The following is a 20,185-nucleotide window of genomic DNA, read 5'->3' as shown; positions in this document are numbered from 1 at the left end:
CTCAACCGCGTCCCCGCACGCATCGGGCACCGTGCTGGGCAGCAACCCACTCCTCGTTGGTCGGCTCCACCGCCACGCGAATCCGGCTGGCCGAACTGGAGAGGATGGCGGCATGCGCCTGGTTGGCCGCGTCATTCAAATCCGCGCCCAGATAGCCGAGCGCACGCACGATGCGCTCACGCAGCACGGCGTTGTGTTCGCCAATCCCCGCCGTGAAAACCAGCAGGTCCAAACCGCCCAGAACAGCCACCAGGGCTCCGATCTCGCGGACGATGCGCCGCACGTAGAGTGCCAGCGCCGCCTGCACACGCGGGTTGTCGGCTTCCTGCGCCAATAGGTCGCGCGGGTCAGATGACACCCCCGACACGCCCAGCAGACCGGATTCGTGATACAGCACATGCCCCACCTGCGCCGGAGAAAGATGCTCCGTCTCCATCAGGTAAAGCACCGCACCTGGGTCCAGCGCGCCGCAGCGTGTGCCCATCATCAGGCCGTCGAGCGCGGAAAACCCCATCGTGGTCGCCACGCTCTCCAGCCCGCGCATGGCACATAGGCTGGCACCGCTGCCAAGGTGCGCGACGATGGTCCGCCCACGGGCAATATCGCCATGTCGCTCGGGCAAGACGATCGACATGTACTCGTACGACAGCCCGTGAAAGCCGTAGCGCCGCAATCCGCGCTCCCACGCCGCATACGGTAGCGGCAGCATCATTTCAACTTGCGGCAGCGTGTGGTGGAACGCTGTATCAAAGCACGCGACCTGCGGCACTTCGGGCAGCTCTGACAGAAGCGCCTCGATGGCCTCCAGCGCAAATGGCTGGTGCAGCGGCGCAAGCGGGATGTAGCTGCGCAGATCAGCAAGCACCTCCGCGTCCACACGCACGGGTGCGAAGTACTTGGCGCCGCCGTGCACCACCCGGTGCGCCACGGCAACCAGACGACGGTTGCCGAGCATGTGCTCGACACGCTGGCGAATGTGCAGCAGCGCCGCGTGATACGGCTGCGCGGTGTCAAGTTCCACAGCCTGTGCTGGCGCCCCGGCTTCTGTCGCCGTGGGATGAGCGGTGCCGATGCCCTCCACCTTCCCGCTCCACACGGGGGTACGGGGCAACGGAAGCTGCGCGGCATCGAACAGCGCAAACTTGATGCTCGACGAGCCGCAGTTCAGTACGACGATGCAATCGGTCATGGCGGCAGGATGCGGTAACGGTGTGCCAGCAACGTGGCGATGGCACATGAGGCAATGCGTGATTCGCGTGAATCAGCACGGCTGGTCAAGACGATGGGCACGCGGGCGCCGAGCACAATGCCAGCGCTGGCGGCTCCGCCAAGGTACTCCAACTGCTTGGCGAGCATGTTGCCACTTTCCAGATCCGGCACCACCAGCACATCGGCCTGCCCCGCCACCTCAGAAACGATGCCCTTGATGCGCGCAGCAGCGGCCGATACCGCGTTGTCGAAGGCCAGCGGCCCGTCCAGCACACCCCCTTCGATCTGGCCGCGGTCGGCCATCTTGCATAGCGCCGCCGCGTCGAGCGTGGCGGGCATGTGCGGGTTCACGGTCTCGACGGCCGCCAGGATCGCCACGCGCGGTCGCGCCACGCCAATCGCATGGGCCAGATCAATGGCGTTGCGGATGATGTCGGCCTTCTGATCCAGGGTCGGTGCAATGTTGATGGCGGCATCCGTCACGATAAACGGGCGCGGATACGCTGGCGTCTGCATGACGAAGCAATGGCTGATCCGGCGCTTGGTGCGCAGCCCGGCTTCAGCGCGCACCACGGCCGCCATCAGTTCATCGGTATGCAGGCTGCCCTTCATGAGCGCCTCGGCCTTACCCTGCGTTACGAGCTCCACGGCGCGCGTGGCCGCGGCGCTGCTGTGCGGCACGTCTTCGATTTCCATGCCGCTCAGGTCAAGCCCGGCCTCAGCAGCGACGCGCATCAACTTGTCGCGCGGTGCGACCAAGCACGGCACGATGAGCCCTTCTGCACGCGCATCCAGCGCGGCGGACAGGCTCAGCGCGTCGCACGGGTGCACGACCGCCATGCGGATCGCCCCCAGGGGCCGCACGTGGTCGAGCAGCCGGTGGATTCCATTGCCACCGGTGGTGATGCGTACATCGGGCAGCGTGGTGCGTGGCCGCTCGATCCGTTCGGTGGGCGCGATGACTTCGGCCTCCCCCGTGATGGCGACGGTGCCACTGTCGTTCGTGCAGGAGCACGCCAGCTTGAGCCGTTTCCTTTCGTCGTCCTTGCTGGTCACCGTCACGCGGATGGTCAACGTATCGCCAATGCGCACCGGCGCATGAAACTGCAGTGTCTGCCCAAGGTAGACCGTGCCGGGCCCAGGCAGGCGCGTTCCGAGCACGGCGGAAATCAACGCGCCGCCCAGCATGCCGTGGGCAATCACGCCGTGAAAGCGCGTGGATGCCGCAAACTCGGGGTCCAGGTGCTGCGGGTTGACATCGCCCGACAGCACGGCAAAGAGCTGGATGTCCTCCGCTGTCAGCGTGCGCAGGATGGCGGCGGCATCACCAACGGCGATTTCGTCGAACGTGCGATTGCGCACCACGCTCAGATCGCCACCCGGCAGTGATGCCGGCGGAGCCGGCAGATGATCGGGGCCCATGCGCGCTCCTCAGGAAGCCGTACGAAGTTGACCGTTACCCTTGACGCGCGCGGGTGCCGTGCTTGGCGACACCGTTGCCGCACGGATGAACACATCGGCCGGCGCCCCCAACGACGACAGCATGCCCTGCAGCGCCGTATGCACCGGCATGGCATTGCCAGCCGCGCTCAGCGCCTGCACCGAAGCTTGTTGCCATTCCAGCATGGCGCGCTGGTAGTCCGTGGCAAAGCTGGCTTGATTGGCCATGGCGGTCTGCATCACGCCCTGCAGCACATTCATTGCGCGCTGGTTGGCCTGCCAGAAGGCGTTCGGCAGCCCTGCTGCCAATGCGCTCCAGTCTTCAACGCCTTGCAGATCGGTCAGCGCAGATTCTGTGCGAGCGACGTCTTCGGCCAGCAATTCTGCACCCAGTGCATACCAGCGCTGGCGCGCTGTCTTGAGCAAGCCCAGCGTTTGCAGCCCGAGTGCGGCTTGCGCCTTGAAAAGCGCGAGAGGAAGGTTGGCAGGTGTGTCCATATTGGCTCCTTAGGCCATCTCTTAGGCCATCTGACTGATGGTTTTGCGAAAGCGCGTCAATGATGCGACAAACAGTACGGCGCCGATTGCGCAGATGGCCAGGCACTGCGGCCACACCACGGACAATCCTGCGCCCCGATAAAGAATCGCTTGTGACGCAGATACAAAATGCGTGGTCGGCGCGGCCAGCATGATGTCCTGCACGAAAGCGGGCATGCTCTCGCGCGGGGTGGTACCGCCCGAGAGCAACTGCAGCGGCAGCAGCACCAACACCAGCAGCATGCCGAATTGCGGCATGGACCGCGCCACCGTCGCAAGGAAAATGCCCATGGAGGTGGTGGCAAACAGGTGCAGCGTGGCCACCAGCATGAACAGCAGGATCGAGCCTTCAATGGGCACATGCAGGGCGCCTTGCACCACGAACACCAGTGCCACCAGCGCGGCCAGCACCACCACCAGCCCCATCGACCACACCTTGGCCGTCATGATCTCGAACGGCGTGACGGGCATCACCAGCAGGTGCTCGATGGTGCCGTGCTCGCGCTCGCGGATGAGCGCGGCGCCCGTCAGGATGATCGACAGCATGGTCACGTTGTTGATGATCTCCATCAGCGAGCCGAACCACGTCTGTTCCAGGTTGGGGTTGAAGCGCGTGCGCATCACCAGATCGACTGGCGCGGTGGGTGCGGCACGGTGGCGCTGCAGGAACTCGTTCACCTCGCCCGAGACGATCTGCTGGATGTAGCCGTTGCCCGTAAAGGCCTGGCTCATGCGGGTGGCGTCTATATTGAGCTGGATGGCCGGTGCGCGCCCCGCCAGCACGTCTCGCTGGAAGTTGGGCGGGATGTCGAGCACAAAGGTGTAGCGCCCGCTGTCCATGCCGGCATCCATCTCGGTGAGCGGAATGAGCGCGGGCGTACGGAAATGCGGTGGATAGAAACTCGAGACAATGCGCGCCGACAGCGGCGAGCTGTCTTCATCCACGATGGCGATCGAGGCGTTGTGCAGACTCTCCGGCATGGCGGTGGCTGCCACGTAGATCGACAGCGTGAAGGTGTAGGCGATCAGCACCAGCATCATCGGGTCGCGCACCAGGCTCCACAGCTCCTTGACGCCCAGGCGGAAGATGTTGCGCAGGCGGGCTGCGCGGCGATCTGTCGGATGGTCTGACATGGCGGCCCCCTACCGATCCTGCTTGCGCAGCATCAACAGCGTGGCGGCCAGGATGACTGGCACCGCCGCCAGCAGCGGCCAGAAGGCGCTACCCAATGCGCTCACATCCAGCGCCTTGCTGAACACGCCCCGGCTGATGGTCAGGAAATGGGTGGCCGGGTACACGCGCCCGATCATGGCCCCCACACCCTCCAGCGACGACACGGGGTTGAGCAAGCCCGCAAACTGCACACAGGGGATGATCGTGCCGATCATGGTGACGAACATGGCGGCAATCTGGCTTTGCGTGAACGTTGACGCAAACAACCCGAAACCCGTCGAGCACGTCACGAAGATCAACGCCCCCAGCGCGAGCGTCGCAAAGCTGCCCTTGATCGGCACACCGAACACCGTCACCGCCAGCAACGCCAGCAGCAGGAAGTTCAACATCGCCAGCACGATGTACGGCGCCTGCTTGCCCAGCACGAATTCCGCGCGGGTGACCGGTGTCACATAGAAATTGATGATGGAGCCCAGTTCCTTTTCGCGCACCACCGACAACGCCGCCAGCATGGCGGGAATCATCATCAGCAGCATCGGGATCACGGCGGGCACCATGGCGGGCAGGCTTCTCACGTCGGGGTTGTAGCGATAGCGCGTCTCAATCGTGCTGGGCATCGCAAGCCGCATCCCCAGCCGGTGCACGGCGGCATCTGCCAGCCAGAGCTGGTGGATGGCCTGCACGTAGCCGCGTACGGTTTCTGCACGGGTGGGCATGGCACCGTCCACCCAGGCGCCAATCTGTACGACCGCGCCGCGCTCCACATCGCGCGCGAAGCCTGGGGGAATTTCAATCGCCAGCGACAGCTCGCCGTTACGCATGCGACGGTCCAACTCAGCGTAGTCGCGAATCGGGGGTTTTTCGATGAAATACCGCGAGCCGGCCAGATTGAGCGTGTAATCACGCGAGATGGCGGTCTGGTCGCGGTCGAGCACCGCGTAGGTGAGGTTCTCCACATCCAGGCTGATGCCGTATCCGATGATGAACATCAGGATGGCCGTGCCCAGCAGGGCCAGCGTGGCGCGCACCGGGTCGCGGCGCAGTTCCAGCGCCTCGCGTTGCGAGTAGCTCAGGGCACGCGCAAGGCTGAAGTGACGGCGGGCAGACGTGCCGGTTGATGCGGCGGTGGTTGCTGCGGGTGCAGGTGCCGGCGCGGCAATCTCAGTGGCACCGGGAGCCACGTCGGACACCGTTTCAGACGCCTCCCGCAGATAGGCAATGAACGCCTGCTCCAGCGTCTGCGTGCCGCGCATACGTACCAGCGCGGCAGGCGCATCGCTCACCAGAACACGACCGGCATGCATGAGCGAGATGCGATCGCAGCGCTCGGCCTCGTTCATGAAGTGCGTGGAGATGAAGATGGTCACGCGGTCCTGCCGTGCGAGGTCGACCATCAGGCGCCAGAACATGTCACGCGCGACCGGGTCCACGCCGGAGGTAGGCTCATCCAGGATCAGCAGCTCCGGCTTGTGCACCATCGCCACGGCCAGTGACAGGCGCTGCCGCATGCCCAGCGGCAGGCTCTCGGGCAGGCTGTCGGCCACCTCCTGGAGCCCGAAACGGGCGAGCATCTCTACCGCACGCGGTTGCACCTCGGGTTCGGGCAACTGGAACAGGCGCGCATGCAGTACGAGGTTCTGGCGCACGGTCAACTCGCCGTACAACGAGAACGCCTGCGACATGTAGCCCACGCGCCGGCGCGTGTCGATGTCCTTCGGGTTGACCGGATGGCCGAACAACCACGCCTGGCCCTCGCTGGCGGGCAGCAGGCCGGTGAGCATCTTCATGGTGGTCGACTTGCCGCAGCCGTTGGAGCCGAGAAAGCCGAAGATCTCTCCACGGCGGATGCGGAAGTCGACGTGGTCGACCGCCACAAAGTCGCCAAAACGCATGGTCAGCCCGCTCGCCTGCACGGCCACATCGTCGTCCGCGCCGGCCACCAGCGGCGGCACCACCACGGCTTGGTGCCCCTGCCGGCGTGCAGGCGGCAGCAGCGCAATGAACGCGGCCTCCAATGAATCGGTGCCCGTGCGGCTGCGCAGGGCGGCCGGCGTGCCGGTGGCAAGCACCTGCCCAGCGTCCATGGCGACCAGCCAATCGAAGCGCTCGGCCTCTTCCATGTACGCGGTGGCCACGATCACGCTCATGCCCGGGCGCTCGGCCCGAATGCTGGCAATCAAATCCCAAAACTGGCTGCGCGAGAGCGGGTCGACGCCCGTGGTCGGCTCATCGAGAATCAGCAGATCGGGGTCATGGATCAGCGCGCAGCACAGCGCCAGCTTCTGTTTCATACCGCCCGACAGCTTGCCCGCCGGCCGCGAGAGGAATGGCCGCAGGCCGGTGCTGGCTGTGAGCGCATCAATGCGGCGGCGGCGCTCCGCTGCGTTGTGACCGAATAGGCGGCCGAAGAACTGCAGGTTCTCTTCGATCGATAGCGTGGGGTACAGATTGCGCCCCAGGCCTTGCGGCATGTAGGCAATACGCGGGCCGACCGCGGCACGTGCGCGGCGGTCGGCCATGTCGCTGCCCAGCACATGCACGGCCCCATCCTGCAGGGCCCGCGCACCCGCCATCAATGACAGCAGGCTCGACTTGCCTACGCCGTCGGGCCCGATCAGGCCCACCATGCAACCGGCCGGCAGGTCCAGCGTGACGCCATCCAGCGCCAGTGTCTTGCGGTAACGCAGGCGCACGCCGGCCAGGCTGACGACGGGTGGACCAAGCGGCGGCCCAAGCTGGGCATCGTGCTGGGTAAGCGGATTGGCGAACTGGGTCACTGCGGAACCTTGATCGCCAGTTTGGCCGGCCATTCGGCTTGGCCGTCGAGCTTGAGCCACGCCATGCCGGGCAGACCGGTCTTCACCAGCTTGAGGTGCTTGCGCAGCAGATCACGATCAATCTGCGCCTTGACACGGAACATCAGCTTCTGGCGCTCGGTGGCCGTTTCCACGGTCTTGGGCGTGAACTGCGCGGTGCTGGCCACGAATGACACGCGGGCCGGAATCACGTACTGCGGCGCGGCGTCCAGCACGATGCGCACCTCGCTGCCCATGGCAATGCGCCCGGCGTCCGTCTCTGGCACGAAGAAGGTCATGTAGACGTCGGACAGATCCACCAGGTTGAGCAACCGCCCGCCACCGGCCAGCACCTCGCCGGGCTGAGCGATGCGGTATTGCACACGGGCATCTCGCGGGGCGGCCAGGGCGCTGTCGTCGATATCCGCCTTCACACGCGACACCGTCGCGTCTGCGGCTTTGACGGTGGCATTGGCGCCGGCCACCTGCGTGCGGGCTGCGGCCACAGCGGCCTGCGCCGCTTCCGCCTGGGCGCGCGCGGCCACCAGTGCAGCCTTGGCGCCACGCACGCGGGCACGGTCGTCATCCAACTCCTGCATGGACGACGCCCCCTCGTGCGACAGGGTTTCAGAACGCGCCAGCCTGCGCTGTGCGGCATCCAGGTCGCTCTCACGCAGGGCGATCTGCGCCAGGGCCGCCTGCCGGTCTGCCTCTCGCACGGCCACTTGGGCCTGCGCGCTGGCCACGGCGGAGACGGACTGCTGCTGCCGCGCCTGGGCCTCGTCGCGCTGGGCCTCCAGCGTCTGTATCTGCATGTGCGCCAGCGGCTGACCGGCAGTCACGAAGTCCCCCTCATCCACCAGGATGTCCTGCACGCGGCCGGGGAGCTTGGTCGCCACGTCGATCTCAGTGGCCTCGATGCGGCCGTTACCGCTGGCAAAGCCCTTGCCGGGGCCGTCCTGCCGCAAGGCCTTCCATGCAAATGCACCACCGGCAATCACCAGGGCGGCAGCGAGCAATGCAATCCATCGTTGTTGGGGCGTTGTTGTCATGGTGTTGTTTCTCCCGATGCGCGCGCAGTGGGCGTCAGGCTCAGATGGGTATGGGGATCGGATGCGGATTCGACGGCCTGCGTGCCGCCGCCCAGCGCTGCGTATAGGCCAACACGGCTGGACAGCAGCGCGCGGCGCACCTGCACCAGTTGCTGCTGCGCGGCCAGCAGATCGCGCTGCGCGTCGAGCACCTCCAAAAACGTCGAGGCCCCCGCATCGAAGCGCAGTTGCGACAGCCGTGCACGCTCGGTCTGCGCCGCCAGTGCGGCCTGCGCAATGTCGAGCTGCTCGGCCAGCCACTTGCGCGCGGAGAGCGCATCGGACACATCGCGGAACGCGCTTTGTACGGTCTTCTCGTAGCCAGCCACGGCAAGATCACGGCGGGCTTCCGCCAGGTCGAGATTGCTGCGCAGCTTGCCGCCTTCGAACAGCGGGAGGGTCACGCTCGGCGCAAAGACCCAGGCGCGCGTGCCCGGTGCAAACAGGTTGCCGAGTTCGGGGCTGACCGTGCCGTACGCGCCAGTCAATGCCACGCGTGGGAAGAACGCCGCGCGTGCTGCGCCGATGCTGGCATGCGCGGCACGCAGCCGGTGTTCTGCAGCAGCAATGTCCGGGCGTTGCGTCAGCAGGTCGGAGGGCAGCCCTGCACGCAGTTCAGCCAGCATCCGGCGCTCATCGAGCGGCTCGGCCACCGGCGGCAGGTCGATCGGCTTGCCCACGAGCAGCGCCAGACCGTGTGCCTGTGCGTCGCGTGCCTGCTGTAGTTGCGTCAGTAATGCCTGCGCCTGGGTCAGCAGGGTCTCGACCTGGGTCTGGTTCAACCGCGATGTCGCCCCCACCGCCACGCGGCGCGAGAAGATGCGCAGGGTCTCGGTGCGGCTGTCCACGGTCTGCTGCGCCAGCGCGATGCGCTCATCCAGTTCACGCAAAACCAGATAGCTGTCGGCCACCTGTGCAATCAGCCCGAGTGCGACTGCACGGCGCGCCGCATCTGACGCCACGTAGCTTTCCAGCGCGGCGTCATTGAGATTGCGCACGCGGCCCCAGAAATCGATCTCCCAGCTGGAGACACCAGCGCCCACCTGGTACTGGCTCACCCGCATGGGCATGCCGAAGGGGCTCAGGTCTGCCGGAATGCTCAGGCGGTTGATGCCGGCCTGCGCATTGAGGTGCGGAAACGTTTCCGCCCGCTGGATGCCGAACGCCGCGCGTGCTTCTTCCACACGCAGCACGGCAGTCCGCAAGTCGCGGTTGTTTTCCAGCGCCTGGGCGATCAATGCCTGCAGACGTGTGTCCGTAAAGTAGGCTTGCCAGCCGACGGCAGCGGCGGACAGGCCATCACGGCCATCGTCGGCGTCATAGTGCTGGGCCACGGGCAGCGCGGGGGCTTGGTAAGGCGGTGCCATCGAGATACAGCCCGACAGCGCCAGTACGGCTGTGGCTGCGGCTATTGCGGCAAGGGTGGCCATACGCGTGCCGGCGTACCAGCCGCACGCCAAGGGTTGTTTCTGCACACGCATTTATTTCTCCAGCACGTAGGTGCCAGGCGCATCGCCCACAGGCGGCAGGCCTGGAGCGCCCATCTTGGGTGGCTTGACGGGTGTGGTACTGGATGCATGCGCCATCAGCCATGCCTGCCATGCTGGCCACCATGAACCGTCCGTTGTGGGGGCGGATGCCAGCCAGTCATCGGGCGCTGCAGAAACCGCGCCTGCGTGACGTGTCTGCATCTGGAAGCGCCGATGCGAGTTTGCCGGCAGGCTGACGATGCCGGCGTTGTGGCCGCCGCTGGTCAGTACGAACGTCAGTTCCGCCTCGGTCAGGTGATGCAGCTTGTAGACCGAGCGCCACGGCGCCACGTGATCCGTCAGCGTGCCCACCACGAAGATCGGCAGGTCCAGGTCGTTCAGAACCACGGGCTTGCCGTTGACGGGGTAGCGGCCCTCGCTCAGATCGTCATTCAGGAACAGGCGCCGCAGGTACTGGCTGTGCATGCGCGCGGGCATGCGCGTGGCATCGGCGTTCCAGGCCATCAGGTCATTCATGGGCGCGCGATCGCCCAGCAGGTATTCGCCCACCACGCGAGACCACAGCAAGTCGTACGACCGCAGCATCTGGAAGGCGCCAGCCATCTGGCTTGCACGCAGATAGCCGGTCTGCGCCATCTGCGCTTCAAGCAGACTGACCTGCGCTTCGTCAATGAACAAGCCCAGTTCGCCCGGTTCACAAAAGTCTGTCTGTGCGGCAAAGAGCGTCATGGACGCCAGCCGCGCATCGCCATCGCGTGCCATGGCTGCTGCGGCGATGGCCAGCAGCGTGCCGCCCAGGCAGTAGCCGGTGGCATGCACGCGCTGATTCGGCACGATGGCATTGACCGCATCGAGCGCGGCAAAGACGCCGAGCTTGAGGTAATCATCCATGTCGAGATCGCGGTCCGCCTCGTCAGGGTTCTTCCAGGAGATGCAGAACACGGTGTGGCCCTGCTCCACCAGATAGCGGATCAGCGAGTTCTGCGGGGACAGATCCAGGATGTAGTACTTCATGATCCACGCCGGCACGATCAGGATGGGCTCGGCCTGGACCTTGGGCATGACAGACGTGATGGGGGTGTACTGGATCAGTTCCATCAGGCGATTACGCAGCACGACCTTGCCGGGCGTCACCGCCACGTCGCGCCCCACCACGAAACACTCGGTGCCAGCGGCCGGCGCACCGCTCATGGCGCGCTCCAGATCGTCAAGCGCATTGAGCGCGCCCCGCACGAGATTCGTACCGTGCTGCGCAACGGTCTGACGCAGGACGACAGGGTTCGTCGCCAGCTGGTTGCCCGGCGACATCATGTCGAGCCACTGCCGCGCGGCAAAGGCCACCACGTCTTCATGGTGCCTGGCGACACCCCACACGCCGCGCGTGGCTGCCTCCCACCATTGTTCGGTCAGCAGAAAGGATTGGTGCAGGACGTTGAACGGCCACAAGCGCCACTCGTCGGCCGCAAAGCGACGGTCGTGTGCCGGCGGCAGAACGCAAAGCCCCGCCTGCTGGGGGCCAGCTGCCATGCAGTTCTGGATGTAGCGCCCGAGCTGTTCGGCCTGGGTCAGCGCCAGGCGGCACAGGTCGAGCCGCTTGCCGGGCGATACCGCCAGATGCAGGGCCCAATCGAGCAACGCCAGTTGCATCGATACCAATGACAACGAATTCGACGTACGAGCAAGGGCGGCGTGAAACGGCGGATCAATCAGCTCGGCGGCTGGGGAAGACGGCACGGGGGCGGTGCGCATGGTCGGGGGCGTCAAACGGTTACAAATATGCAACCCATTAGATGCCAGCTGCCGCGGCAGGAACTTGATGCATCTCAAACCGAGACAAGAGTGCCGACTCTAGATGCCCGTCACAGACATGACATGCAGCCTGGCGGATTGCGTGAGCGATTTGCCTGCTCGGCAGGTAAGGATGCATGGTGCCCGTCGGCCACGCGCTTCAGGCTGCAAGGCTTGACGCAGCAGGAGACCACCGCCCATCGTTCAGTGCCCTTGCTGACAAGCCGGTAGTACAGGCGAGTACACGCCAGCATGCTCAATTGGGGTTAGAGATACCGCCGAGTGCATCCGCGCATAGGCTGAGGAATACTCCAGCTCGCCCGACGCCTGGGCGTGAATGGCAAAGAGCGGCTGCCCCGCCTGAACCTGATCATGCAACCTCGCGTGCATTTCCACACCGGCCACTTGGCGTACCGGTGCACCGGCAAGCTTGGCGATACGGGCGAGATGCCGGTTGTCGATCTCGGTCACGATGCCATCCTGCTCAGCAACAACATCGTGACGGAAGATCGCTTCGCCCGGTACGCGCAGCCCGCCTTGCGCTTCGCAGATCTCCTCGAACTTGCGCCACGCAGCGCCACTGTCAAGCAAGCCCGTCGCCAGTTGAAGCCCCGCACCCTGCTCTGCCGCCTCACAGAACTCCAGCAGCACCGCGGCCAGCAGCAATGACCGTTCCCGCAAGTCAAACGGTGCCGTTGGCGAGCGCTGCAGCACGGCCAGAACGTCTCGCGCTTCAAGCGCCGGGCCAATGCCACGCCCTACGGGTTGAGCGCCATCGGTACGCACGATCATGACATGCACGCCAAACGCTCGCGCTACGCGTTCGAGCAGCATGCGCAAACGCTCCAGATCCTGCAGGCGGCGCACCTTGGCCGTTGGCCCCACCGGCACGTCGATCAGCACGTGGGTCGACCCAGCCGCGATCTTCTTCGACAGGATGGAGGCCACCAGTTGGGCATCGCTGTCGACATCCAGCGCCCGCTCCACGCGGATCAGCACATCGTCTGCGGGGCTCAGGCTCAGCGCACCGCCCCACGCCAGTGAAGCCCCCACCCGATCAACGACGCGCCGCAACTCCGTGGCGCTCAACGCTACGCGGGTGAGGGTTTCCATCGTATCGGCGGTGCCGGCAGGCGAGGTGATCGCGCGTGAAGACGTCTTGGGCAGCAGCAAACCCGCCGCCGCCGCAATGGCCACTACGATTGGGCTCGTGCGGTTGCCGGGCAGGCCGCCCACGCAATGCTTGTCCGCCACGATGGCGCGGTCCCATTTGAGACGCTCACCCGTGTCGACCATGGCCTGCGTCAGGTCGATGGTCTCTTTGACGCTCATGCGCTCGCCGCCGCAAGCGCTCAGGAATGCTGCGATGTGGACATCGGCATAGCGCTCCTTGGCGATATCGCTCACGACGCTTGCCAGTTGGTGCGTATCCAGATGCGCCCCGTAAATCTTGGCGCGCACCGCCCGCAACGACTCCAGCGCGGGGGCGTGGCTGACCGTCACCACATCACCAGGCCTTGCCATCAGCGACTCGCCGGCACTGACGGACAGGCTGACCTCGCACATCTCCAGCAGCCCTGAACCGACCATATTGAGCGTGGCAATCAAGGACCGCTGACCAATCCGTACCTCTACCCGCGCCTGCGCGGTGAACCCTTCCGACCGGCAGATCGCACAGTCCGGATGCATATAGATGACATGCTCCTGCCAGGTGTCGATGCCCAGGGGCTTGAAGGTCAGCCGGTCCGGCAGCGCCGCTACCTCAGGCGGAACAAGCATGGCGATGGCTCGTAATCGGCTTAGCGGCGCTTAGAGGCGAAAGCGGAAGTGGCCGCTGTGCAGGGTGATCTGTTTGGACCCGGTCATCTCAAACATGGCCCGTGCAACGGCCTCGATATCGTTGCGGTGGCCGGAGAAAGCCTGCACGAGATCTTCTGAACGGCACGACCGCGCGCCAAAGTGGTCTTCGAGTGCTTCTGCGGTAATGGCATAGGTGGCGTTATTGCCATCCACCGAGGCGCCGCACAGCAACGTTGGGCCCGCCGCGCAGTAGATTGGCTCGCAAGCCTGGAATTCGATCTGTTTCATGGTGCATCTCACACAGGGTTGGGGTCTTGCCTTCGTCAGGGTAGGACCCTGCCACTACCGTACAAGGCACCGCGTAGCGGTGGGCAGAGGTAGATCAAACATGTTTGAAATCGCCACGACAATGGGTTCCGTCAGCTCGATGCGGTTGGTGGGGTGGGCGATGGTGTCGCAGGTAACCACATCGGCTGCCACGGCACTCAGCTCGCTGTAGGCATCGGCGGAAAACACGGCGTGGACGGCTACGCATATGGGGTGCGGCAGCCCTGCCCTGCGTAACTGGTTGGCCGCTGCAATCATGGTGCGGCCGGTGGAGATGATGTCGTCGACCAATACAGGCGTGCGCTCCGCCTGCAAATCGGATCGGACTGCCGACACCTCCACGCGCCAGGCGCTGTGGCGCGTCTTGCTCAGAACCGTCCAGGGCGCACCGCAGAGGTTGGCCACGTGTTCAACCCATTGTCGGCTTTCCTCATCTGGCCCAACCAGCAGTGGTTTGGTGACGTGGGCCTGCACCCACGCAGCCACGGCGGGTGCCGCCTGCACTGCGGCAGCGGGCACACCATAGATGTCCGACAGGTTCGGAATGCGATGCAGGTGAGGGTCGACTGCGACCAACCAATCGAAATAGCGCGTCAGCAACTCGGCAAAATGCTGTGCCGCGCAGATCTCCCCCGGCTGGAAGATGGCGTCTTGCCGCATATAGGCCAAATACGGTGCGACCAGTCCAACACGGGCTGCCCCACCCTGGTGGGCGGCAATGGCAAGCCACAGCAGTGCCATGACCTTGTCGTCCGGCCTATCCAGCGTGCAGACGATGACCACGTCAGCGTCGCTCACGGGCGTTTGCAGCCTCACGTGGAATTCACCATCCGGAAAGCGTTTCAGCTCGGCGTGTCCGATTTCGGCTGCCAGCGGCACGGCGAGCCTGGCGGCTGCGGCCTGATTGCCTGGCAAAGCCAGTACGACGCGCCTTTGCGGCTTGCCCGAGAACGTACGAAGTGACGTAAGGGGTTCCATGATCAACTCAGCGCATAGGACTGCCGGTACTCCGGCATGCACACCGGCCATTGCAGTTCGCGTTCGATCCGCTGGCGCAAGGCGTCACTGGCGGCCGGCTCGCCATGGACGATGAATGTCTGCTGCGGTGCGCGAGAAAATCCACGCAGCCAGGTCATCAACTCGTTGGCATCGGCGTGGGCGGAAAGATTGGCGATCTGCTCAACCGTCGCACGGATGGCAACATCGCGGCCATGCACGCGCAACTGCCGCTGCCCGGCCAGCAGCGCCGCCCCACGCGTGCCGGCAGCCTGGAACCCTGACATCAGAATGGCATTGCGCTTGCCGCCGCCGAAGCTCTTCAGGTGATGCAAGACGCGGCCGCCAGTGGCCATGCCGCTGGCGGCGAGGATGATCTTCGGCGCGCTGTCGTTCGACAGATGCATCGACTGCTGCGGGCTTTGCACTGGAATCGCCAGTGCACAGGCCGCCTGGCAATCCACGGCATCGATATGCAGCTCGTCAACGTGGCGGGCAAACACCTCGGTGGCCCGCTCGGCCATCGGGCTGTCGAGATAAATCGGCACATGCGGAATCCGATGCGCCTGGATCAGCTTGTAGAGGCAGTACAGCAACGCTTGCGTGCGACCGACCGCAAATGCGGGAATCAGCAGCGTGCCGCCCTGCGCCAGGGTCCTGTGCACGATGCGCTCAAGTTCGTCGAGTGGATCGCCGGATGGATGCAGCCGGTCCCCATAGGTGGATTCCACCAGTAAGGTATCGGCCTCTGCCACCGCCTCTGGCGGACGCATCACCGGATCAGCCTGCCGCCCCAAGTCGCCCGAGAACACGATGCGCCGGCCTTCCGTCAGCACCGTCACGGTGGAGGCGCCGATGATGTGTCCGGCACGGTGGAACTCGGCCTCAACCCCATCGGCGACAGGAAAGCGTTCCCCATAGTTCATCGGATGCAACCTGCGCAACGCTTTGGCAGCGTCCTGCTCGTCGTAGAGCGGTAACGCAGGATGGTGACGCGAGAAACCCTGCGCATTGGCGTACTGCGCATCTTCAACGGCAAGCCGTGCACTATCGGGTAGCAGGATGTTGCACAGCTCGGCCGTGCCCTTCGTGCAGTAGACGGGGCCGCGAAACCCATTGCGGACCAGCAGCGGCAAGTAGCCGCTGTGGTCGATGTGGGCATGGGTGAGGACGACAGCGTCGATGTGGTGCGGATTGACGGCGAGCGCGTCCCAGTTCCGCAGTCGCAAGGACTTGTAGCCCTGGAACAGCCCGCAATCGACCATGACGCGATGCCCGCCTGTTTCCAGCACGTACTTCGAGCCGGTCACCGTGTCGGTGGCTCCGAGAAACTGCAATCGCATGCGCTGCTCCCGCACTTAACGAATCGTGATGCGTTGCTGCGGCGAAGCTTCCTTCTTGGGCAGCGTCACGCGCAGCAGCCCGTTCTCGTAAGTGGCTTCCACCTTGCCTTCGTCGATGGCGGCATCCAGCGTGAACATGCGCTGCATCGATCCGCTGTAACGCTCGCTGCGGATGACGCGCTCGCCCTCCTTCTTCTCGGACTGACGCTCCACCTTGGCAGAGAGCATGACCGTACCGCGGTCGACGGTCACGTCAATGTCTTCCTTCTTCGCGCCCGGGATTTCCGCAACGACGTTGTACGCGGTGTCGGATTCCGTCACGTCGACTTTGAACGGCAGCCCGCCGTCCACGCCACCGCGGAACGAACGCAGAAGCCCTTGAAACATGTCGCCCACCGGTTCGATGGCGAATGGGTCGTAACGCCTGAGTTGGCTCATGACAGCCTCCTGATGGATGGCCCCATCACGGGCGGGGCCGACACATTCATCGTGGCACGGCGGGTCTGGCGCGTTTTGCGGCAGATCAACACGTGGCGTCGTCATCCGGCGAGCGTGCACCATCATCGACGGGGCCGGCCAAGATCCCTTCTGGGTGCACCGCCTGAAGGCGTGTTCACGCGTCGTCTCACCAGGGCAATGGCCTCCCTGGGCAATGGCGCCGGCAGATCAGCCTGCGCGTGGGATCGCCCACACGGGCTTGCCGGCACAGTCTTGCGACACCACGTGCCACGTCGTGGGCATGGCCCGTGCGTGGTGCTCCCGCCGGGGCTGACGTGCATGACCCTCCGTGGCCGTTGTCACCTGGGTGCCCTAGGCGGCGATGATGACCTTGAGTGCATGTGACTCCCCCGCGTTGCGGAAGGTGTCGTAGGCGGAGAGGATGTCTTCCAGCGTGAACCGGTGCGTGATGAGTTGGCCCGGTTGGAGCTTGCCTGAGCGCACCGTCTTCAGCAGCATCGGCGTGCTGACCGTATCGACCAGCCGTGTGGTGATGGCGATGTTCTGGCTCCACAGTGTCTCCAGATGCAGATCCGCCTTCACGCCGTGCACGCCGATATTGGCAATCACGCCACCCGGTGCAACAAGGTCCTGACACAGCTCGAACGTGGCAGGCACGCCTACCGCTTCGATTACGCAATCCACGCCCACGCCATCGGTCAGCTTCTTTACTGCGGCAACCGCATCTTCATTGGTGACGTTGATGCACGCACTGGCGCCCAGCCGGCTCGCCACCTCCAGGCGGGCGGCGTTGGTATCGATCAGGATGATCTGGGCAGGCGAGTAGAACTGGGCGGTCAGCAGCGAGGCCAACCCGATGGGCCCGGCGCCGACAATCGCCACGGTGCTGCCCGGCTGCACGCGGCCATTCAGGACGCCGCATTCGAAGCCGGTCGGCAAGATGTCTGACAGCATGACCAGCGCCTCTTCGTCGATACCTGGCGGCAGCTTGTAGAGACTGGTTTCTGCGTGCGGTATCCGGACGTACTCTGCCTGCACGCCATCGATGCGGTTCCCCAGGATCCAGCCTCCCGTCTCGCAATGCGAGTACATGCCCCGTCGGCAGTTCGCGCATTTTCCGCATGAAGAGATGCACGAGATCAACACATGGTCACCCGGCTTGAGCGACGTCACGGCGGCGCCGACGGACTCGACGACCCCGACACCCTCATGCCCCAGCGTACGCCCGGGTTCGCAGGTGGGCACATCGCCCTTGATGATGTGCAGATCGGTCCCGCAGATTGTCGTCAACGTTACGCGGACCACGGCATCGCTGGGCGCCTGCAACTCGGGCTTCGGCTTGTCTGCCAGCGAGATCTTGCCGGCGCCGTCATAGACCAGTGCTTTCATGGAAATCATCCGTTGGAGTAGAGATTCCATGCTAGGCAACTGCCGCGCCCGACCATTGATCTGCATCAGCGGACCGTTACGCACGTTGATGTGCCGCAGAGGCGGCGCACGTCTTGCGCGTGGATGCGCTACAGGATGTCGTCGTCCGAGAACAGGCGATGGCGTATCGCGTAGCGCACCAGCGCGGCGTCGCTGGACACCTGCAGCTTGTCCATCAGGCGCATCTTGTAAGTGCTGATGGTCTTGGCGCTCACGCACAGGCTGGTGGCAATTTCCGTGAGCGGTTCTCCGCGTACCAGCCGGCGGTAGACCTCCATCTCCCGGTCGGACAGGCGGGTGTGGGCAGCCTCTTCGTTGGCTTCGCCCAGGCTGTGTGCAAGTTTTTCGGCCATGGGCGGACTGACATACGTGCCGCCGCGCGCCACTTTTTGCAACGCCGTCACCAATTCGGTCGCGGCGCTTTCCTTGGTCAGATAGGCCGCAGCCCCCGCGCGAAAGGCGCGCGCCACATACTGCTCCTCTGCGTGCATGGTCAGCACCAGCACCCGTACGGTCGGGTGATCGTCATGCAGCTGGCGCAGCAGCTCCAGCCCACTGCGCCCCGGCATCGACAGGTCAAGCACGATCACCTGCGGCTGGTACTCGCGCACGAGCTGCAGCACCTGGGTGCCGTCGGACGCCTCGCAGGCAACCTCGAAATCTCCAGCACGCTCCAGGATATGGCGTACGCCGTCGCGCATGACAGCGTGATCGTCGGCAATCATCACGCGGATCATCGTCCGGTCTCCTCGGTCACTTCGTGGGCAGCAGGAAAACGCACGCTCAACCGAAAGCCGCTGTTGGGCGTATGCGTGATGGAGGCCTGACCGCCCAGCAGACGCGCACGCTCGCGAATGCCGAGCAGCCCCAGCGGCTTGCGCTCACCCGCCGTGGGCGGCACCCCGCTCCAGCCACGGCCGTTGTCCTGGATCGTGAGTTCAAGCATGTCGCCTTGCTGCGCTAACCCGATATCAACGCGGGTCGCATCAGCATGGCGCACCACGTTGTTGAGCGCCTCCTGCACAATCCGGAACACCGAGATTGCCGCACGCTCCTGCAGCGCAGTCTCCTGGGCGTGTACGTTGACGATCAGCCCAAAGCGCTGACGGAAGTTCTTGGCGATCCACTCGATGGCCGGCACCAGCCCGAGTTCATCGAGCAGCGGCGGACGAAGATCCGCAGAAATCTGTCGGACTGCCGCAATGGTCTCGTCAATCACGCGTTGCATGGCCTCTGTCTGGGAGATCAGCGCCCTGTCACTTCCCCCGGCCTGCAGGTCCGTTGCCAGCAACGAGATATCCATCTTGAGCGCACTCAGGCGCTGCCCAAGGTCATCGTGCAGCTCCCGCGCGATGCGATGCCGCTCTTCCTCCCGCGACGCCAGAATGCTGTCCGACAGGTGCTGCAACTCTTCCTGCGAGCGCCGCAGCGCCGCTTCCGCCCGCACGCGCTCCGTGGTGTCGCGCAACATCACGGTAAAAAGCTTGCCACCATTCACCTCGACCTGCGAGATCGACGCCTCGATGGGGAATTCACGGCCGTCGGCATGCAGCGCGAACAACGGGCGCTGCTTGCCCATCTGGCGCTCGGATACGCCTGTCACGCCAAAGCGCCGCACGTGTGCCTCGTGTGCACCGCGAAACCGTTCCGGCATGAAATCGGACAGCGGACGGCCGATGGCATGCTTGGCCGGGCAACCGAACAGGGTTTCCGCCATGGGATTGAACAGAACGATGCGCTGCGCATCGTCCACGGAAATGATGGCCTCCATGGAGGAGCGGATGATGCCCGCCAACCGGGCCTCGCTCTTCTCCAGATCGGTCAGATCCTTGGCCACCGCCGCACGCAGCACGCGAAGTCGCAACCAATAGAAGACGAGCGCCAGGACGGCCGCCATGCTTGCCAGGGCCAACCATACAAACGGCGCATCCCGCGCCTGAATCGCCATGGCAAGCCAGGCGACCGACGCAGCCAGCAGCAGAATGGCCAACCCGCCCGCCACCAGTTCAGCCAGTGTGGAACGCGATAGCAACAGGCGCCTGCGCGACGCCTTTAAGGAATGGCTGTCTTGCTCCACCACAAATGCCACCAAAAAAGGCCGGGATGCACACAACATAGCCCATCCGGATGGCGGGAGATACTAGCCAAGTGATGGATGCGCCTCTGGAAAAGCCCATCGTCGCTGTCAGGGATGCCTGACAACATCGCAGCCTATGCCGACACACATCTCAGCGCCGCCTGATTTCGCGCAAACGCTGCGCCTCCGATACTGAACATACGGACACCGAACTGTGGCTGCATGCGGTGG

The 20,185-nt window shown here is 64.7% G+C and carries 16 protein-coding genes; all 16 read right to left on the bottom strand.

Annotated elements, in window-relative coordinates:
* Position 1 precedes the first annotated feature (1 nt).
* Positions 2-1,189 (bottom strand): acetate/propionate family kinase, encoded by a 1,188-nt coding sequence (locus F7R11_RS23505; RefSeq protein ID WP_064807364.1) that lies wholly within the window; start codon positions 1,187-1,189, stop codon positions 2-4.
* Positions 1,186-2,631 (bottom strand): bifunctional enoyl-CoA hydratase/phosphate acetyltransferase, encoded by a 1,446-nt coding sequence (locus F7R11_RS23500; protein WP_064807366.1) that lies wholly within the window; start codon positions 2,629-2,631, stop codon positions 1,186-1,188. Before F7R11_RS23500 ends, F7R11_RS23505 begins: the two co-directional genes overlap by 4 nt.
* 9 nt (positions 2,632-2,640) lie before the next feature.
* A complete protein-coding gene (locus F7R11_RS23495) occupies positions 2,641-3,147 on the bottom strand; it encodes a hypothetical protein (protein ID WP_064807368.1) in 507 nt (168 codons plus the stop codon).
* 21 nt (positions 3,148-3,168) lie between these two features.
* A complete protein-coding gene (locus tag F7R11_RS23490) occupies positions 3,169-4,320 on the bottom strand; it encodes an ABC transporter permease (RefSeq protein WP_064807370.1) in 1,152 nt (383 codons plus the stop codon).
* Between the two features lie 9 nt (positions 4,321-4,329).
* Positions 4,330-7,170: a ribosome-associated ATPase/putative transporter RbbA gene (rbbA, locus tag F7R11_RS23485; RefSeq protein WP_082932923.1), complete on the bottom strand. Its 2,841-nt coding sequence runs from the start codon at positions 7,168-7,170 to the stop codon at positions 4,330-4,332.
* Positions 7,134-8,207, bottom strand: a complete 1,074-nt coding sequence (locus F7R11_RS23480; RefSeq protein WP_064807372.1) for an HlyD family secretion protein — start codon at positions 8,205-8,207, stop codon at positions 7,134-7,136. The genes rbbA and F7R11_RS23480 overlap by 37 nt, the downstream gene beginning before the upstream one ends.
* On the bottom strand, positions 8,204-9,676 hold the full coding sequence (locus F7R11_RS23475) for an efflux transporter outer membrane subunit (RefSeq protein WP_064809049.1): 1,473 nt from the start codon (positions 9,674-9,676) through the stop codon (positions 8,204-8,206). Before F7R11_RS23475 ends, F7R11_RS23480 begins: the two co-directional genes overlap by 4 nt.
* A 51-nt stretch (positions 9,677-9,727) precedes the next feature.
* Complete coding sequence (locus tag F7R11_RS23470) at positions 9,728-11,485, bottom strand: PHA/PHB synthase family protein (RefSeq protein WP_064807375.1); 1,758 nt, start codon at positions 11,483-11,485, stop codon at positions 9,728-9,730.
* Between the two features lie 243 nt (positions 11,486-11,728).
* On the bottom strand, positions 11,729-13,303 hold the full coding sequence (locus F7R11_RS23465; protein WP_064807378.1) for a thymidine phosphorylase family protein: 1,575 nt from the start codon (positions 13,301-13,303) through the stop codon (positions 11,729-11,731).
* 30 nt (positions 13,304-13,333) lie between these two features.
* The gene (locus tag F7R11_RS23460) at positions 13,334-13,612 is read right to left on the bottom strand and encodes a DUF1488 family protein (protein ID WP_021193982.1); all 279 of its coding nucleotides are present in this window, start codon (positions 13,610-13,612) and stop codon (positions 13,334-13,336) included.
* Positions 13,613-13,666: 54 nt separating this feature from the next.
* Positions 13,667-14,629 (bottom strand): ribose-phosphate pyrophosphokinase, encoded by a 963-nt coding sequence (locus F7R11_RS23455; RefSeq protein WP_064807380.1) that lies wholly within the window; start codon positions 14,627-14,629, stop codon positions 13,667-13,669.
* A 2-nt stretch (positions 14,630-14,631) separates the two neighbouring features.
* Entirely contained in the window at positions 14,632-15,990 is a 1,359-nt protein-coding gene (locus tag F7R11_RS23450; RefSeq protein ID WP_064807382.1) for an MBL fold metallo-hydrolase RNA specificity domain-containing protein, read from the bottom strand.
* Positions 15,991-16,005: 15 nt separating this feature from the next.
* Positions 16,006-16,428 carry an Hsp20/alpha crystallin family protein gene (locus tag F7R11_RS23445; RefSeq protein ID WP_064807384.1) on the bottom strand — a complete coding sequence of 141 codons (423 nt, stop codon included), beginning with the start codon at positions 16,426-16,428 and terminating at the stop codon, positions 16,006-16,008.
* A 372-nt stretch (positions 16,429-16,800) separates the two neighbouring features.
* Positions 16,801-17,838, bottom strand: a complete 1,038-nt coding sequence (locus tag F7R11_RS23440) for a zinc-dependent alcohol dehydrogenase family protein (protein ID WP_064807386.1) — start codon at positions 17,836-17,838, stop codon at positions 16,801-16,803.
* Between the two features lie 128 nt (positions 17,839-17,966).
* On the bottom strand, positions 17,967-18,614 hold the full coding sequence (locus F7R11_RS23435; protein ID WP_021193977.1) for a response regulator: 648 nt from the start codon (positions 18,612-18,614) through the stop codon (positions 17,967-17,969).
* Positions 18,611-19,993, bottom strand: coding sequence for a PAS domain-containing sensor histidine kinase (locus F7R11_RS23430; protein WP_104577716.1), 1,383 nt, complete (start codon positions 19,991-19,993; stop codon positions 18,611-18,613). The genes F7R11_RS23435 and F7R11_RS23430 overlap by 4 nt, the downstream gene beginning before the upstream one ends.
* Positions 19,994-20,185: the final 192 nt, after the last annotated feature.

The sequence above is a fragment of the Ralstonia insidiosa genome (assembly GCF_008801405.1).
In the GTDB taxonomy this organism is placed as follows: Bacteria; Pseudomonadota; Gammaproteobacteria; order Burkholderiales; family Burkholderiaceae; genus Ralstonia; species Ralstonia insidiosa.
Note: the sequence above shows the minus strand (reverse complement) of the source record. Positions and strands in the feature narration are given on the sequence as shown.

Excerpts from the sequence above, each read along its gene's own strand:
- F7R11_RS23505 (WP_064807364.1), bottom strand. The coding sequence starts at position 1,189 with ATGACCGATTGCATCGTCGTACTGAACTGCGGCTCGTCGAGCATCAAG.
- F7R11_RS23500 (WP_064807366.1), bottom strand. The coding sequence starts at position 2,631 with ATGGGCCCCGATCATCTGCCGGCTCCGCCGGCATCACTGCCGGGTGGC.
- F7R11_RS23495 (WP_064807368.1), bottom strand. The coding sequence starts at position 3,147 with ATGGACACACCTGCCAACCTTCCTCTCGCGCTTTTCAAGGCGCAAGCC.
- F7R11_RS23490 (WP_064807370.1), bottom strand. The coding sequence starts at position 4,320 with ATGTCAGACCATCCGACAGATCGCCGCGCAGCCCGCCTGCGCAACATC.
- rbbA (WP_082932923.1), bottom strand. The coding sequence starts at position 7,170 with ATGGCCGGCCAAACTGGCGATCAAGGTTCCGCAGTGACCCAGTTCGCC.
- F7R11_RS23480 (WP_064807372.1), bottom strand. The coding sequence starts at position 8,207 with ATGACAACAACGCCCCAACAACGATGGATTGCATTGCTCGCTGCCGCC.
- F7R11_RS23475 (WP_064809049.1), bottom strand. The coding sequence starts at position 9,676 with ATGGCCACCCTTGCCGCAATAGCCGCAGCCACAGCCGTACTGGCGCTG.
- F7R11_RS23470 (WP_064807375.1), bottom strand. The coding sequence starts at position 11,485 with ATGCGCACCGCCCCCGTGCCGTCTTCCCCAGCCGCCGAGCTGATTGAT.
- F7R11_RS23465 (WP_064807378.1), bottom strand. The coding sequence starts at position 13,303 with ATGCTTGTTCCGCCTGAGGTAGCGGCGCTGCCGGACCGGCTGACCTTC.
- F7R11_RS23460 (WP_021193982.1), bottom strand. The coding sequence starts at position 13,612 with ATGAAACAGATCGAATTCCAGGCTTGCGAGCCAATCTACTGCGCGGCG.
- F7R11_RS23455 (WP_064807380.1), bottom strand. The coding sequence starts at position 14,629 with ATGGAACCCCTTACGTCACTTCGTACGTTCTCGGGCAAGCCGCAAAGG.
- F7R11_RS23450 (WP_064807382.1), bottom strand. The coding sequence starts at position 15,990 with ATGCGATTGCAGTTTCTCGGAGCCACCGACACGGTGACCGGCTCGAAG.
- F7R11_RS23445 (WP_064807384.1), bottom strand. The coding sequence starts at position 16,428 with ATGAGCCAACTCAGGCGTTACGACCCATTCGCCATCGAACCGGTGGGC.
- F7R11_RS23440 (WP_064807386.1), bottom strand. The coding sequence starts at position 17,838 with ATGAAAGCACTGGTCTATGACGGCGCCGGCAAGATCTCGCTGGCAGAC.
- F7R11_RS23435 (WP_021193977.1), bottom strand. The coding sequence starts at position 18,614 with ATGATCCGCGTGATGATTGCCGACGATCACGCTGTCATGCGCGACGGC.
- F7R11_RS23430 (WP_104577716.1), bottom strand. The coding sequence starts at position 19,993 with ATGTTGTGTGCATCCCGGCCTTTTTTGGTGGCATTTGTGGTGGAGCAA.